At 64.4% G+C, this 14,254-nt stretch carries 12 protein-coding genes; 3 read left to right on the top strand and 9 right to left on the bottom strand.

Going from position 1 to position 14,254, the window contains the following annotated elements; all coding sequences use genetic code 11:
- Positions 1-173: 173 nt before the first annotated feature.
- A complete protein-coding gene (locus ACIQXM_RS16285; RefSeq protein ID WP_400933343.1) occupies positions 174-1,232 on the bottom strand; it encodes a KUP/HAK/KT family potassium transporter in 1,059 nt (352 codons plus the stop codon).
- An 842-nt stretch (positions 1,233-2,074) separates the two neighbouring features.
- Here ACIQXM_RS16285 and poxB point away from each other — a divergent pair.
- On the top strand, positions 2,075-3,793 hold the full coding sequence (poxB, locus tag ACIQXM_RS16290; protein WP_400933345.1) for a ubiquinone-dependent pyruvate dehydrogenase: 1,719 nt from the start codon (positions 2,075-2,077) through the stop codon (positions 3,791-3,793).
- A gap of 151 nt (positions 3,794-3,944) precedes the next feature.
- Here the strand turns inward: poxB and ACIQXM_RS16295 are convergent, their stop codons facing one another.
- From ACIQXM_RS16295 to ACIQXM_RS16325, 7 genes are all read right to left on the bottom strand, one after another.
- Entirely contained in the window at positions 3,945-4,163 is a 219-nt protein-coding gene (locus ACIQXM_RS16295; RefSeq protein ID WP_400933347.1) for a hypothetical protein, read from the bottom strand.
- A gap of 55 nt (positions 4,164-4,218) precedes the next feature.
- Positions 4,219-4,989: a hypothetical protein gene (locus ACIQXM_RS16300; RefSeq protein WP_400933348.1), complete on the bottom strand. Its 771-nt coding sequence runs from the start codon at positions 4,987-4,989 to the stop codon at positions 4,219-4,221.
- A 401-nt stretch (positions 4,990-5,390) separates the two neighbouring features.
- Positions 5,391-6,320 (bottom strand): acetamidase/formamidase family protein, encoded by a 930-nt coding sequence (locus tag ACIQXM_RS16305; RefSeq protein WP_400933350.1) that lies wholly within the window; start codon positions 6,318-6,320, stop codon positions 5,391-5,393.
- A 187-nt stretch (positions 6,321-6,507) separates the two neighbouring features.
- Positions 6,508-6,753, bottom strand: a complete 246-nt coding sequence (locus ACIQXM_RS16310; protein ID WP_400933352.1) for a hypothetical protein — start codon at positions 6,751-6,753, stop codon at positions 6,508-6,510.
- A gap of 231 nt (positions 6,754-6,984) precedes the next feature.
- Positions 6,985-7,656: a GAP family protein gene (locus tag ACIQXM_RS16315; RefSeq protein ID WP_400933353.1), complete on the bottom strand. Its 672-nt coding sequence runs from the start codon at positions 7,654-7,656 to the stop codon at positions 6,985-6,987.
- A 12-nt stretch (positions 7,657-7,668) separates the two neighbouring features.
- On the bottom strand, positions 7,669-9,318 hold the full coding sequence (locus tag ACIQXM_RS16320) for a SulP family inorganic anion transporter (protein ID WP_400933355.1): 1,650 nt from the start codon (positions 9,316-9,318) through the stop codon (positions 7,669-7,671).
- 10 nt (positions 9,319-9,328) lie between these two features.
- Positions 9,329-10,627 (bottom strand): DUF1254 domain-containing protein, encoded by a 1,299-nt coding sequence (locus ACIQXM_RS16325; RefSeq protein ID WP_400933357.1) that lies wholly within the window; start codon positions 10,625-10,627, stop codon positions 9,329-9,331.
- Positions 10,628-10,789: 162 nt separating this feature from the next.
- Between ACIQXM_RS16325 and ACIQXM_RS16330 the strand changes: the two genes are divergently transcribed.
- Together ACIQXM_RS16330 and ACIQXM_RS16335 are read left to right on the top strand one after the other, a co-directional pair.
- Positions 10,790-11,314 carry a DinB family protein gene (locus tag ACIQXM_RS16330; protein WP_400933359.1) on the top strand — a complete coding sequence of 175 codons (525 nt, stop codon included), beginning with the start codon at positions 10,790-10,792 and terminating at the stop codon, positions 11,312-11,314.
- A gap of 149 nt (positions 11,315-11,463) precedes the next feature.
- Positions 11,464-12,894 carry a DUF2252 domain-containing protein gene (locus ACIQXM_RS16335; RefSeq protein ID WP_400933597.1) on the top strand — a complete coding sequence of 477 codons (1,431 nt, stop codon included), beginning with the start codon at positions 11,464-11,466 and terminating at the stop codon, positions 12,892-12,894.
- Between the two features lie 42 nt (positions 12,895-12,936).
- On the opposite strand, the gene ACIQXM_RS16340 is transcribed toward ACIQXM_RS16335, so the two are convergent.
- Positions 12,937-14,049 carry a type I phosphomannose isomerase catalytic subunit gene (locus ACIQXM_RS16340; RefSeq protein ID WP_400933361.1) on the bottom strand — a complete coding sequence of 371 codons (1,113 nt, stop codon included), beginning with the start codon at positions 14,047-14,049 and terminating at the stop codon, positions 12,937-12,939.
- Positions 14,050-14,254 lie beyond the last annotated feature (205 nt).

Below are 14,254 nucleotides of genomic sequence, written 5' to 3' on the forward strand. Positions count from 1 at the left end.
TGGTGCGGGCCTATCAGGTGGAAGAAGATTCAAGCTCGACACTACATGTAGTAGTCAACGTAGTCTACAACCACAACATGATGTATTGCAGGGGTGTAATTCATCCTTGATCAGTATTGCAAGTGTCGCTCAATAGCGACATTGATTTGCTTCAAGAATGGCGCAATGTTGGCTCAATGCCGGGGAGGGTGCAATGCCAGGGTCGTGACGGCGACTGCCAGGAGCAGGTTCACCCCGGGGAGGTAAATCTGGCCGCGCTCGGAAGCCGAGGTGTGGATGACCCTGAACCGCGGCAGCAGATCCAGCTGCGAAGCCTGCTGAACCATGCTGAAGGCTCCCGAGATCACGGCCTGGGGCGCGATGACCGTAGCCGCGGTGGCGAGGACCACCATGGGAATGGCAGCCCAGCCGGGGACGGTGGCGAAAAATGCGCCGCCTGCGTCGGCGGGATTCCGCAGAACCGATGCCGCCTGGCCGAGGTAGGTAATGATCAGGCTCGGGAATACGACGGCGAGCCAGGCCAGGGTAATGGGGCGGCGTCCGAAGTGGCCCATGTCCGCGAACAGTGCTTCGGCACCCGTGACTGCGAGCACCACCCCGCCGAGGGTGAGGAACGCGGCCTTCGGGTCGGCAATCACCAGCAGCACGATCCAGTGCGGTGACAGTGAGAGGATCACGCCGGGTGTCTGCGCGAGGGAGAGGAGCCCGAAGACGGCGGCAGCCACGAACCAGAGCAGCATCACCGGTCCAAAGATGCCGCCGATGCGGGCCGTGCCGAAGCGTTGCGCGAGGAAGAGGCTGAAAAGCACGGTGAGAGTTATCGGGACGACGAGCGCGGTGAGTCCCGGTGTCACCGTCTCGAGCCCCTCGACTGCCGACAAAACCGAGATGGCAGGCGTGATCAGGCTGTCACCGAGGAACATTGCCGCGCCGATGACCGCAAGGACCGTGGCGGCTGACCGCAGACGGATCGACGGCCGTGCCCGCCGCAGGAGCGCGAGCAACGCCAGCAATCCGCCTTCCCCCTCGTTATCGAAGCGCAGCAGGATGCCCACATAAAGCACGGTGACGACGAGCGTGATCGCCCAGATCACCATCGACGTCGTGCCGTAGACAACGACCTGGTCCACCTCATCGTGGGCGAGCCCAAATGACGTACTCAGCGCGTAGAGCGGGCTCGTGCCGATGTCGCCGAAAACGACGCCGAGCGCAGTGAACGCATGGGGTGCCAACGGCGGCCGGGAACGCGGAATGCGCGGCTACAGGCCGGCGGTGGATCTCGTCGATCACCGCTTTGGGGCTACGAATGGTCCACAGCTCACCGGCCACACAACACCCGCCGGCACCCAAGGGCAAGTGGCTTGAGATCCGGCGCCGGCAGGGTAGCTGAGAGCCAGAACAGTACTGCTCGGGGCTGATTGGAACGGCCGGTTTGCGCCGGATACGATGGATAAAGAGTTGGATCACGATGTCTCGAGGAACCATGAAGAGATGCCTTGTACCAATACTTCTCTCTATAAGGCGAAAGCACGCGCAAACAAGACTCGGTGGCGCGTGAACATTTAGCCCGTGCAGACTCCCGCCCGGTGCACTTGTTTCCTCCCTGCGGGCGGGCACCCCCAGCCGCGAGAGAAAAGGAGGCCCGCCCACGGCAGACACGCGAGACAGACTCACAAAGATTAGGAACCGCGCCGCGCTAGACCAGTACCGCGACAGCCCGCAGGCCGCCTCGGACATTGACTGGCTACTTGACCTGGTTCACATCCTTGAGCTTGAGGTTGAGGCCGTTGCCCTAGCCGCGCTTGACCCAGACAACTAAATCTCCCACCCCCGGACCCACCCAAGGCCCGGGGGTTATCTGCATGATCTGCGCGGGGCACAGCAGGGCAGCGCAGCCGCGTGCAGGCATCAGCCCGGATTCATTCGCGGATGAGGACGAAGCCTGATCCGGCGGGCCGGCAGGTTTCGCAGGCCCCTAAGCCGCGGCGTCGTGTGAAGCCTCACCTCTTTCACCGCCCGATCCCCGGTGCATAGACTGAAGGGGCCGTCTGAACGCACCAAACAGAGGATTAGCATGCCCACGATCGCCGAAACCGTCGTCCACAACCTCGCCGCCAACGGGATCCAGCGGATCTGGGGAGTTCCCGGCGACTCCCTGAACGCGGTGACCGAGGCCATCCGCCGGGAGAAGGGCATCGAGTGGATGCTGACCCGGCACGAGGAGGAGGCCGCGTTCGCGGCGGCCGGCGAGGCGGCGCTGACAGGCGACCTCGCCGTCTGCGCAGGCAGCTGCGGCCCCGGTAACATGCACCTCATCAACGGGCTCTACGACGCGCACCGCAGCCGGGTTCCCGTCCTCGCGATCGCCTCGCACATCCCGAGCGACGAAATCGGCAGCCAGTACTTCCAGGAAACCCGCCCCACTGAACTGTTCCGCGACTGCTCTGTCTTCTGCGAAATGGTCCTGAGCCCTGAGCAGATGCCGCGGCTGCTGGAGATCGCCATGCGCACGGCCATCGAGAAGCGCGGCGTCGCCGTGCTCGTGATGGCCGGCGACACCGCGCTGGAAGACGCCGTGGACGATCGTGTATTCACCGTTCGCCGCAGCGACCCGGTCACCGTGCCCTCCCCGGCGGAGCTGCAGGAAGCCGCCGCCACGCTGAACTCCTGCGAAAAGGTCACCATCCTCGCAGGCGCCGGCGTGGAGGGCGCACGCGACGAGGTCCTCGCCCTCGCCGACGCACTCGGCGCGCCGATTGTGCACGCCCTTCGCGGCAAGGAATTCATCGAACACGACAACCCGTTCGACGTCGGCATGACCGGGCTCCTGGGCTTCGCATCCGGATACCGGGCGATGGAGGACTGCGACACGCTGCTGATGCTCGGCACCGACTTCCCGTACCAGCAGTTCTTCCCGAAGAACGCGAAGATCCTGCAGATGGACATCCGCGGCGAGCAGCTCGGCCGCCGCACTCCGATCACGCAGGGCATGGTGGGCGGGGTGCGCGAGACGGCGGAGGCGCTGCTGCCTCTGCTGGACCGCAAGTCCAACCGCACCCACCTCGAGAAGTCGCTGGACCACTACCGCCGCACCCGGAAGCAGCTTGACGACCTGGAGAAGCAGGGCTCGGGCGCCATCCATCCGCAGCATTTGGCCCACCTGATCGACGAGCTCGCCGACGACGACGCCGTCTTCCTGCCCGACGTCGGCACCCCGGTCATCTGGGCGTCCCGGCACCTGCACATCGGTGCACGACGGCGGCTGATCGGCTCCTTCTGGCACGGCACCATGGCGGCGGCGACCCCGCTCGGCCTGGGTGCCCAGGCAGTGGACCGGAACCGGCAGGTGGTGATCCTGGCCGGCGACGGCGGCCTGGCCATGATGCTCGGCGAGCTGCTGACGGCTGTGCAGCACAATCTGCCGATCAAGATTGTGGTGTTCGACAACGCGGCGCTGAGCTTCGTGGAGGTGGAGATGAAGGCCGCGGGCATCGTCAACTTCGGCACCGGGCTGCAGAACCCTGACTTCGGCAAGGTCGCGCAGGCGGTGGGGATGCACGGCGAAAGCGTGACCCGCCCGGAGGACCTCGAGGGCGCCCTGCGCCGTGCGTTTGAATACGACGGCCCGGCACTGGTTTCCGTCGCGGTGGAACGGCAGGAGCTGTCCATTCCGCCGAAGATCGACGCGAAGCAGGCCAGCGGCTTTGCGGTCTACGCGCTGCGCACGGTGCTCGCCGGCAACGGCCGCGAACTCATCGACCTGGCAAAGGCCAACGCCCGCCAGCTGCTCTGAGGTTGTACCGAGCCAGGAGCAGGACAGCAGGCGCTCGGGCAGGGTGTGGGGCGTTGGACCTTGCGGCCCCCTTTCGATGAAGCTGTAACAACCAATGATGGCCTCCTACTCTAAGTAGGAGGCCATCATTCTTTTTGGTGTTTATTCGGTGCTAGTTATGCGGCGTTGATACTGAATTGTTCCTGCCGGGACGAAGGAGGATCAGGGCTATTCCCAGAACTGCGGTAATGCCTCCCAGCACCGCCGTCAGCCAGAACTGATGCGGCTCGTGCGGGCCAAAGAGCGCCGGGATGGTGAGGACTAGGGCCGATGCTGCCACTGCCATGGCAATTAACAAACCCATGAGGACTCGATTGGTTTTGTTGTTCATTACTGGTCCTTAGTGCTGGTTCTCAGAATACTTTTTCTGACGTTTTTGCCGGTTCTCAGAAACAGCTTGCTACAGCGGTAATGGAAGCGCCACCAACGGTGGCAAAACCGGCGATGCAGGCGACGCAAAACGGGACGCCGACTCCAATTGCCGCTGCAGCGCAAGCGCCGGCGCAGCTGTAAGCGATGATGCCTCCGACAACACCGCCAACGCCGAGGACGGTGGCAATGCAGGCACCGGTGTTCTTCTCGGCCAGCTGCATGCCTCCCTCGGCTCCCGAGGCCTCTGACTTTGAATTCGCCATGTCGGCTTTGAGTTCAGCATCGGACATAAAGGCCAAATCAGTGTCTTGGTTGTTCGTCAGCACACCGTCCACGTAAGACGTCACGTTGAAATTTCCGGACGCATTTTCGCTGACCAAGGTCTCTGTGTACTGGAGCCGTTCACCGGAGCTGTCCAGAATCATCGAGACATTGCTCGTGAGGCTGTACGGGCCACCCACCGGCAACGTCACGGTGGTAAAGACGCCGTCATCGGTGGAGACAGTGCTCACTTTGCTTTCAGACGTCTTCACCGCGCTCAGTGGGGCCTCGATGGTCACTTCACCGCTGGAGAGTGAGGAGACGACTTCGGAGGTTATCTCGGCCGCTTCCTCTGGGCCTACTGCCACCGTTGTCAGCGACGATTGTGCGCTGGCCTGGGCCATGCCTTGCTCAGGTGACTCCGCGGTGCCGGGTGCTGCCTGTGCAGCGCCCGCCGTCGATACTACTAGGGCTATTCCTGCCAATGAAGCAAATATTGATTGGATTCTTTTCGTCGGTCTCATGACGAAGGTATCCTTCCCAGTACTTTTCTTTTGAGTTATGTTCAAATTATGAAATTAGTTACGTATATTTCTGGTGATGAAATTCGACGGTAGTCACCTTCAAACTATCCGTCAACCCCCTTGGGCTCTTGGAAATGCCACTTAACTTAGAGCTTCAACCAATAGGGGATTCATGGGCAGCGGTGTCACCGTGGTCGACGGATGCAAATTGCATACAAATGCATAGTTTTTCTAAATCGGTTCTGCGCAAAAAATTCAGGCACTCTTCGAGGCCCTATTGGCCGCTTTGTCGGGTGTTTAATGAGCAGCGGCGGCAGCGGCGGCAGCGGCGGCCGAGGGTCAAAACTGCGGGTACAGCGGAAAGTTGTCCACCCGTGGAGCCGGCCTACCGGCGAACGGAATCACCGGTTCATCACGGAGAGCGGAAGGTAGGCGCTGACAATCCAGTTGGGTGCGTCAACAACCTCGCTGATCTTCAGGTCCACGATGACCGAGGACAGCAGATATGCCTCGTGGGGTTCAATTCCGTAGGTGAAGCACAGGTGGTCGATCATGTGCCGGAGCGCGTCCCGGGCCGCCTCCATGAGGTCCGGTCCCACCCCGGTGGTGGCGTAGTATCCCTGGTTCTCGATTCCGGGCCGGAGCGGTCCCGACGTCTGGAACTGCGGTGACGGGATGGATCGTCCCCGGTGCAGCGTCACCTTCAGCGTTCCATTAAGGGGTGCTTCGATGGCGGTGACGCACACTTCCCCGTCCCCCTGGGCTGCATGGGGATCACCGAACATCAGGCGGGCACCGGGAAGGCTGACCGGCAGGAAGATCTTGGTTCCCACCACCAAGTCACGGATGTCCATGTTTCCGCCAAAGTTTCCCGGAGGCATCACGGGCAGGGGATCCGCTGTTGCGGGTGTGCACGCCATGACACCCAGGAAGGGTCTCAGGGGCACAGTTGCCACGTCAAGGAACGCGGTGGTGAGACCGGTGGACAGATCCCATTTATAGATGAACGCCTCCGTGAAGTCATCCGGCAGGAGGCCTGCCCCGGGACGGCTGGCAGTGAACCCCCACCCCAGAGGGGTGAACTCCAGCGGCTCGATTTCCAGCACGTCACCGGGCTGAGCCCCGTTCACCATGATCGGCCCGCGCAGGGGATAGCTTCGGGCGGGGTCCCGGTCGGGGATGGGATCACCGTTGCGATAGGTATCCAGCTGCCCGTCGGCGGCGTCCCTGACATCGAAACTGATGGTGTCCCCGCTGTTGATCGTCAGGACCGGCTCATGCCGGGGAGTCCACAGGCGGTTGTAAATGTCCGGTACGTCGTGGTGCGTCATCCGTATCTCCTTTTGCGGCGGGGCTCACATGCCCGCAACAAGTAGATTAGCCACGCATTGGTTCAAGCCGCGTACTTGCAGGCGTTCTGCGGATGCAGTGAGAGTCCGTCACCACCGGGTAGTTCGGGGCAATGCTGCCCCCGGCACCAGGAAGACCGGCACTTCCGGCTGCGGCTGCGGTGCTCGCTCAGTCCGCAGGCTCCTCGTCCTCGTATCGGTACTCGTGGCGCAGGCTCTTCACCTGCTTTTCACCAAACCAGATGGAGAGCCCGGCCACGGCAATGCATCCAACGGCTCCCAGAACCGTCAGGGGAGACGGATCGCGCAGCAGCAGTGCGAGGGCTAAAGCCACCATGACCACTGCCAGCGAAATCGCCTGGTGCCGGAGCCAGCTGGTCCCGCGGCGGACAGTCGGGTGGTTCTTCGCATCCATCTGTAGGCCCCTTTCCACTCGTTCGCCCAGCGTAGGCCACGGGCCGGTCCCATGCCCTTTCGCGCAGCTGTTCCGACGCGGTCACCTTCGCCGGCGGTCACTGAGTATCGAGGAGGATTTCAGTAAACGCCGCCCCCAGCTCACACGCCCGTGGCAGGGCGGGAGCCAGCGGGCAGCCTCCTGTCACACCACGGGTATATGCCTTCGCGCAGCATCCGCTCGCCCGGCTGGTCAGAACGAACCAATGCCTTTGCCGATGAGGACCACGCCAATAACGAGGAGGAGAACGGCCATGACGGCGGCGTTGTGCTCTACGAGCCATTGGCGAAGGCTCTCCAGGGGCGCTGCCATCCTATCCGCGGCAATGAGGTAGGCGATCACGGGGACCCCCACCGTTGATGCGGCGATAATCGTGAAAATGGCGGTTACAAGGGCGGATTCCCCGAAGCTCAGCCCGCCAAAACCGATGGCCACGCCGGCCGCCACGCTCATCAGCAGGTTCTTGGGGTTAAGGGCGGAGAGCGCGAGTCCGAGCAGGAGGGCCCTGACGGCGGTCATCGAATCAATGGCGGCCATCCACTTGGGCAGCGGCGGGTCCGTGCCCCGGGCCGGCTGTGAGCGCCACTGCCTCACGGCCAGGAGCAGCAGCACCACGCCCAGCACAATCTTGACGGTTCCGGCGATGGGTTTGGAATCGTCTCCGTCGCTTGGCGTCAGCAGGGACGAGACGAAGGTAAAGACGACGACGGCGACCACCACGCCGAGCACCCAACCAAGAAGGAACCCGATGCTGGTGCCGCGTGCCTTGGGTGAGAGCAGCATGAGGATCGCCGCAATGATGGGAATCGGGCTGATGGCAATTCCGAGCGCGAGAGGAAGGATCTCCCCAATAACGGTACTCATGGCTTCTCCTGGTCAGGTCTCCGTGGACGGGGAGGACAGGGCGGCAAGCGCCTCCCGATTGGTGGGGTAGAAGGTTGCGCCGCGCGCCATTCCCAGCGAATCCATGCGGTCCCTGATTTGCCGGCGGGGGCGGCTGAAGGCCAGATTGACTTTGTGCCGGCGCAGCCAGTCGCTAAGGGCGGCGAAGGCCTCTGCGCCCGTGACGTCGATATCCGTCACGGCTTCCAGGTCGAGGACAACATGGTGCACGCCGGGAATCGTGGAAACGGCGCGTTTGACGGACTGGGAAAGTACGGAGCCGTTGGCGAAAAACAGCGGGGCGGCCATCCGGATGACCAGCACTCCCGGAGCCGTTGGCGTTCCGAGGGGCGCGGGATCTAGGAGGGAGGAGCCGGGTCTGTCATCGGCGGCGAGAACGTCGATTGCGGGTGTGGAGGCCCGCCGGGCGAGATTGATGAGGGCAAGCACAAAGGCGATGACAATGCCGGGGATGGCGCCGATGAGCAGCGTCACCAGGAAGCAGGCAGCGGCGATGAGAAATTCGAACCGGTCCTGCCGCCACAGACTCCTGAACTCGCGGATACCGAGCAGCGGCAGGATTGCGACGCCGACGATCGCTCCGATGGCAGGCGCCGGAATGTGTTCCAGGAGCGCGGTGCCGAACATGAGCAGGAGCAGGGTCCCGCCGGCGGCAACCAGGGTGGGAAGCTGGGTGCGGGAGCCCAGCTGATCCATGGCTGCAGTCCGGGACGTCGAGGAGCCAATGGCGAAGCCGCCGGTTGCTCCGGCGGCCGCGTTGGCCGCACCGAACGCCAGCAGGTCACGGTTGGGGCTGGTGCCGTAGCCGCGCTTCTCGCTGTAGCTGCGGGCCACGAGGAGCCCTTCGGCCATGGTGACCATGGTCAGGGCGATGGCCGAAGGAATAAGAGCGAGCCACAAATTCCAGTCAAGGCGAGGCCAGACAAGGGCGGGCGGCCCGGCGTCGACCGCGCCAAGTACGGAGACCCCCTTGGCTTCGAGCCCGGCGGCGACCACCGCCGTCGTCGCCGTAATCAGCACGACGAGCGCCCAGGGAACCGTGCGCGCCAGCCGCCGGCCCGCCACCAGCACCGCCACCGCGGGGACGGAGATCAGCACAGACCAGCCGTTGACGTTCGGCAGCCCCAGGACCAGGCCGCCCGCCCTTTCTTCAAACCCGCTCCCGGAGTCGATCTTTATCCCCAGCATTTTGGCAATTTGGCTGACCAGAATGTCCAGTGCCAGCCCGCCAACAAAGCCCACCAGGATGGGTTTGGACAGGAAATTGGCAAGGAAGCCGAGCCGAAAAACAGCAGCGAGGGCAAACAGTGCCCCGCAGAGGATCGCCTGGGCCAGGGCCATGGCGAGATAGTCCGCGCTGCCCGCAACCGCCAGTCCGCCTACGGAGGATCCGACGAGTGCCGCCGCCGCGGCGTCGGGGGAGGCCACCACCTGGCGGGACGAAACCAGCATGGCGTAGGCGATGCCCGGTACCACGAGGGCATAGAGGCCGGCAGTGGGCGGAAGACCCGCAATTTGGGCGTACCCGATGTTCAGCGGCACGGCGATGGCCAGCAGCGTGATGCCGGCAATGGCCTCGCGGGCGGCATTGCGCCGGGTAAGTCCCGCCAGCGGGCGCTGCATCGGATTCCTGTCAGGCCGGAACGATGGGCGGAAGCTGGTAGGTTCCGTCAACAATTGCGGAATCTCCGCCGTAGGCGCGGATAATGACGGTGAATGGGCCAACCGGTGACGGCAGCCAATTGGGCACGGCCGCCTCCTCCGGGCGCGTATGCCGCACCTCCAGGGTCAGGGACCCGTCGTCGTCGTACACCAGCCCGGGGCTGCGGTCACCGATCGAGTACCGGTCCAGTTCATTGGCGGAAAGCAGGCGCTCGGGCAGCGTATAGAGTGTCGCCGACCAGAAGAACCGTGCCTTGGGGAGCGTGTCCGGTGTGAAGGTGATCGTGTAGTCGGTGGCTCCGGTGATGCGGTTCCCGGCCGCGTCCACCAGCCATCCGCCGTACCAGGCGATGGCCGGCGGCAGGCCGTAGAGGCCTTTCTTGGCGCCCACATTGCGCCGGTCGTAGCCGCCCGCCATCTCCTCGCGGGTGCCGAACATGCCGGTGGAGGTGCTGGCCGCGGCTGCGGTTTGTTCCAGGCGGGCCTTTCCGTCAGCGAGTCCCTGGGCAAATTCCTCCCGGGCGGCGTCGTCGAGCTTGAGCGAGCTGAACTGCCCGCTTCCGTCCAGCCCGATCGAGGCCAGCCGTTCGCGTACCGCCCGGTCCTCCTCCAGCACCGGAGAGAGTCCAAGCAGCAGATCCAGGTAGTCGAAGAAACCCAGGCCTGAGGCGTTCTCTTCGTTCCACTGGGGCCAGTGGATCTCTTTCGCTTCCGGAGGTGCGGGGGTGCCGGCGTACTCGTGCCACGGCCGGACGTCGTAGGAGGCCTGGATCTTCCGCAGGCCCGGAAGATCCCCATCGGTGAACGCCGTGCGTCCGAGGCAGCCGACGACGTCGGTCGAAGCCTGGATCACCCCGTCAAAATCCTCGGGGGTGCCGCCGGACCAGGACGGCCCGGCCAGCAGATAGCGGCCGGGTCCGGTGCCGGTGGTGGCGGCGCTGACGTAGCCGGCATAAACGGTGTACAGGTCATGGAACGGCAGGATGTAGAAGCGCTCGATTGCCGGAACCGTGACCACCCAGGGTTCGGCCCGCAGATCAAACCAGCCCCAGGAATAGGGGGTGTCATTATTGGGCGTCACAATGTCCGTATTCGCAGGTGTGAACGGCTCCGAGTAATGGCGGAACATTCCAAAACCGCCCACCGATCGGGGATCCGCAAGGTCCACGGCCTGCTCATAGAGAGTGCGGTAGTTCTCCACCATCGCATACCCGAAGGTATAGGCATCGGCGGCGGCAGAACGCAGTGCAGCGGCATCGTTGTTGGGCATGTCTTCAGTATCTGCGGAGCAGCTGGAGCCGGATAGAAGTATTGGGTGAATTACCGGTGCAAACGCGGTGATTGTGCGGCAGTGCGCGTCCGGCCTGGTGCTCGCCGACCGCCCGCCGGAAATCTGCGCCCGGGCGTGCCCGCGTTGCCCTAGGATGTGGCCATGGCGATAACCCCCGACACCAAGAACTGGACCTGGGTCCTGGAACGGTCCTGTCCGGAGTGCGGCTTCGACGCCGAAACCACGGCCTTCAGCGATGTGCCGGACCTGCTCCGCGGCAGCGCTGAAGAATGGGGCAGCATCCTCGCCGGCCCCGCAGCTGCCCGGCGCCCGGACGACGGCACCTGGTCACCGCTGGAATACGCCGCCCACGTCCGGGACCTGTGCCGCGTCTACCGGACGCGGCTGACCCTGATGCTGGAGCACAACGGCGCCGAATTTGCGGACTGGGACCAGGACGCCACCGCAGTCGCCGAGCGTTATGCGGAGCAGGATCCGGCGGTGGTGGCGGAGGAGCTGGCTGCGGAAGCGGAGCGCACAGCGGCAGCCTTTGCCGCCGTCGAGCCTGCCCAGCTGGATCGGCGGGGGCTGCGCTCGGACGGCAGCGCGTTCACCGTGGACTCCCTGGGCCGTTACTTCCTTCATGACGCGCTGCACCACGTCTGGGACGTCCGCCCTAGGGAATAGCTGACTCCGCGCCCTGTCTAAACGGACTTCATCCTGCCACGCTGGATAGGCGGACACCGTCGGCCGGCATGGCAGAGGCCTGCGCCGTGTCTGCCGCCGGAACTGCCGCCGCTGTCCGGGATCCTGACAAGCTAGGGGGAAACCCGATCATGGCGGACATGACGAGCAGGCTCAACACCGTCAAGGAGCGGGCTGCGGCCGGCAAGGCCTGCCGGGAAGAGTCGCCCCGCACCAGCCACGAAGGATGGGCTCCTTCCCCCGGCAGGCCTGATCCGATCGCCCTCCTGGAAGCGCAGAACCTCACCCGGGAACAGGATCTGGTGCCGGTGAGGCACAGCCGCATGCTTGCCTCGCCCTTCGCTTTCTTCCGGGGAGCGGCCAAAATTATGGCCGCCGACCTGAAGGAGACTCCGCGCGCAGGCCTGCAGGTGCAGCTGTGCGGCGACGCCCATCTGTCCAACTTCGGGCTTTTCGCCTCTCCTGAGCGGAACCTGTTGTTCGGCCTGAATGACTTTGATGAAACCCTTCCGGGGCCCTTTGAATACGACGTCGAGCGCTTGGCGGCAAGCCTGGTCGTCGCGGCGCGGGCCAACGGATTTACGGACAAGGAGGCCCGCCAAACGACTCTCGCGGCGGTGCGCTCCTACCGGGAGGCCATGGGTCGGTTCGCGCAGATGCGAACCCTCGACATCAGGTATGCCAGCTTGTCCGACGACGTGCTGAAAAACATGGCGGCGATGTCTTCCCCGAAGAACAAGGGGTCGAAGGCGTCCCGCAGAATCGAAAAAGTCGCACGGCAGACTGTTGCGAAGGCCCGCACCCGGGACAGCCTCCAGGCGCTGTCCAAGCTCGGGGAGCATGTGGACGGGAAGTACCGGATTGTCAGCCAACCGCCTCTTGTGGTTCCTGTACGGGAGTTGGACGGCACGTACGGAATGTCCGGCGAGGAGGCGCAGCAAGCCATCCAGGACCAGCTCCGGGCCTACCGGGCCACCCTGCAGGCGGACCGGCGCCAGCTGCTGGAGCGCTTCGAAGTTGTTGACGCCGCGCGCAAAGTGGTGGGTGTGGGCAGCGTCGGCACCCGGGCGTTCATCGTACTGCTGCAGGGAAGGGACCAGCAGGACCCGCTGTTTCTGCAGGTCAAGGAGGCTACACGGTCCGTTTTGGAAGACCACCTGCCCAAGAGCAGGTTCAAGCAGCCCGGCGCACGGGTGGTGCAGGGCCAGCGTTTGATGCAGACCGCCAGCGATATCTTTCTGGGCTGGACGAAAGGGGTACAGGAGAACCGATACCTGTACTGGCGGCAGCTGCGGGACATGAAGGGGTCCGCCGTGGTCGAGACAATGCGGCCGCCCGGGATGGAGTTCTATGCCCGGGCATGCGGCTGGGCGCTGGCACTGTCCCATGCCCGGTCCGGAGACCCCGTTGCGATCGCTGGATACCTGGGCCGGAAAGATCGGTTCGATGTGGCGATGGCCGACTTTGCCCACCGCTACGCCGATCAGAATGACAAGGACTATCAGGCTTTCGCTGCCGCCGTTGACTCGGGCCGGCTGCAGGCCGCCGAAGAGGGCAGCTAGGGCCCACCCGCGCGCTGCGGACGGACCCCGTTGGGAGCGCAGCTAGTGCGTTGAGGCCACGAAAATCTGGGACGGACCCGTGAAGGTGGCCGTCACCGGCTCCCCGGCGTAAAGGATCTTCGCCCCGGGCTCCAGGGCCATTGTGATCTCATCCACGGTGATGCCCGCGGATCCCATCGCGGCCAGCACGACGCTGAAGGGCCCCACGCGCACCGGCTGTGGGTCATCGCCCACAACCACCCGCCGCAGGTCCAGGTCATCGCTCCAGAGCGGAATGCGCTGCTCACCGTCGCCGACGTCGAGCACCGGCAGGATGGAAGGCTGCGGCTGCCCGTTGCCCGTCAGGAGCTGGAGTTCGGCAAGGTCCACGTACCTGTCGGCGAATCCGGCCTGCAGCGCATTTTCGGACATGCCCATCACCAGCACTGCCTGGCCGGACAGATAGGTATGCAGGCAGCCCGGAGGTATGACGGCTGCCTGCCCGGGATCGAGCTGGATCAACTTCATGCAGACGGCCAGCAGGATGCCCCGGTCGCGGGGGAAACGCCGCTGCAGGCGGCGGACGACGGCGGCGGCCTCGGCGGCCGGACCGTCAACCTGCCCAACCCGGCCCACGGCGTCGGCTGTTTCCCGCAGCGCAGCCGCGGTTTCCCCAGCCGTCATGCGCAGGACGGAGTGGGTGGCGGTTTCATGGCGGAAGCGGAGGTAGGAACGCAGCCAGGGCAGATCCAGCCCGGAAGCGATGGCCTGAAGCTCTTCCACGGGCCGTTCCCCGGCAAGCACGCGCACCGGGGTGAGGGCGACGGCAACCTCGCACTTCGGGTTGCGGTCCTTGTAATTACGGTTTGCGGCGCCCATGGGAACGCCCCGGGCCTGCTCCCGCACGAAGCCCTCCAGTGCCTGCGCCCAGTGCGGATGCAGCATGATCGGCGGCGGCGCGTCGGCGTCCAGGACCCTGAGGAGGAACGGGAACGGAGATCCGGTTTCGGCTTCCGGTTGAGGGACGGGGGTCGCCCGGTATTCGCTAAACCGCTCCAGCGTTTGCCGGTACGTCGCGGGGTCCCAGTCAATGAGCAGTCCGCGGGACGGCAGCGGCGAAGGACGGCGGGTGGCTGCCGACCTTGAGGGGGCAGAATCAGTACGGACGAGAGTCACTTACCTCACCAGATAAGACAGACGAATCTGTTGGTACAAAGTGTTCGCCAAGCACACGAGCACTTCCTTTAAATTATAGGCAACTCGGCAGTCACTGCATCTTAGTGTGAGCATTGATGCACACCCCGCAAAGCGCCCGACGGCGGCTTCCGCAGCGATTGCCGAGGCCGCGGGAACGCCAACAAACAAGGCAGCGCACCGGGCT

Origin of the sequence: Arthrobacter sp. NPDC097144 (assembly GCF_044762205.1) — a bacterium.
Taxonomy (GTDB): domain Bacteria; phylum Actinomycetota; class Actinomycetes; order Actinomycetales; family Micrococcaceae; genus Arthrobacter_B.

Coding starts and splice junctions, on each gene's coding strand:
- poxB (WP_400933345.1), top strand. CDS start 2,075: ATGCCCACGATCGCCGAAACCGTCGTCCACAACCTCGCCGCCAACGGG.
- ACIQXM_RS16295 (WP_400933347.1), bottom strand. CDS start 4,163: ATGAACAACAAAACCAATCGAGTCCTCATGGGTTTGTTAATTGCCATG.
- ACIQXM_RS16300 (WP_400933348.1), bottom strand. CDS start 4,989: ATGAGACCGACGAAAAGAATCCAATCAATATTTGCTTCATTGGCAGGA.
- ACIQXM_RS16305 (WP_400933350.1), bottom strand. CDS start 6,320: ATGACGCACCACGACGTACCGGACATTTACAACCGCCTGTGGACTCCC.
- ACIQXM_RS16310 (WP_400933352.1), bottom strand. CDS start 6,753: ATGGATGCGAAGAACCACCCGACTGTCCGCCGCGGGACCAGCTGGCTC.
- ACIQXM_RS16315 (WP_400933353.1), bottom strand. CDS start 7,656: ATGAGTACCGTTATTGGGGAGATCCTTCCTCTCGCGCTCGGAATTGCC.
- ACIQXM_RS16320 (WP_400933355.1), bottom strand. CDS start 9,318: ATGCAGCGCCCGCTGGCGGGACTTACCCGGCGCAATGCCGCCCGCGAG.
- ACIQXM_RS16325 (WP_400933357.1), bottom strand. CDS start 10,627: ATGCCCAACAACGATGCCGCTGCACTGCGTTCTGCCGCCGCCGATGCC.
- ACIQXM_RS16330 (WP_400933359.1), top strand. CDS start 10,790: ATGGCGATAACCCCCGACACCAAGAACTGGACCTGGGTCCTGGAACGG.
- ACIQXM_RS16335 (WP_400933597.1), top strand. CDS start 11,464: ATGGCGGACATGACGAGCAGGCTCAACACCGTCAAGGAGCGGGCTGCG.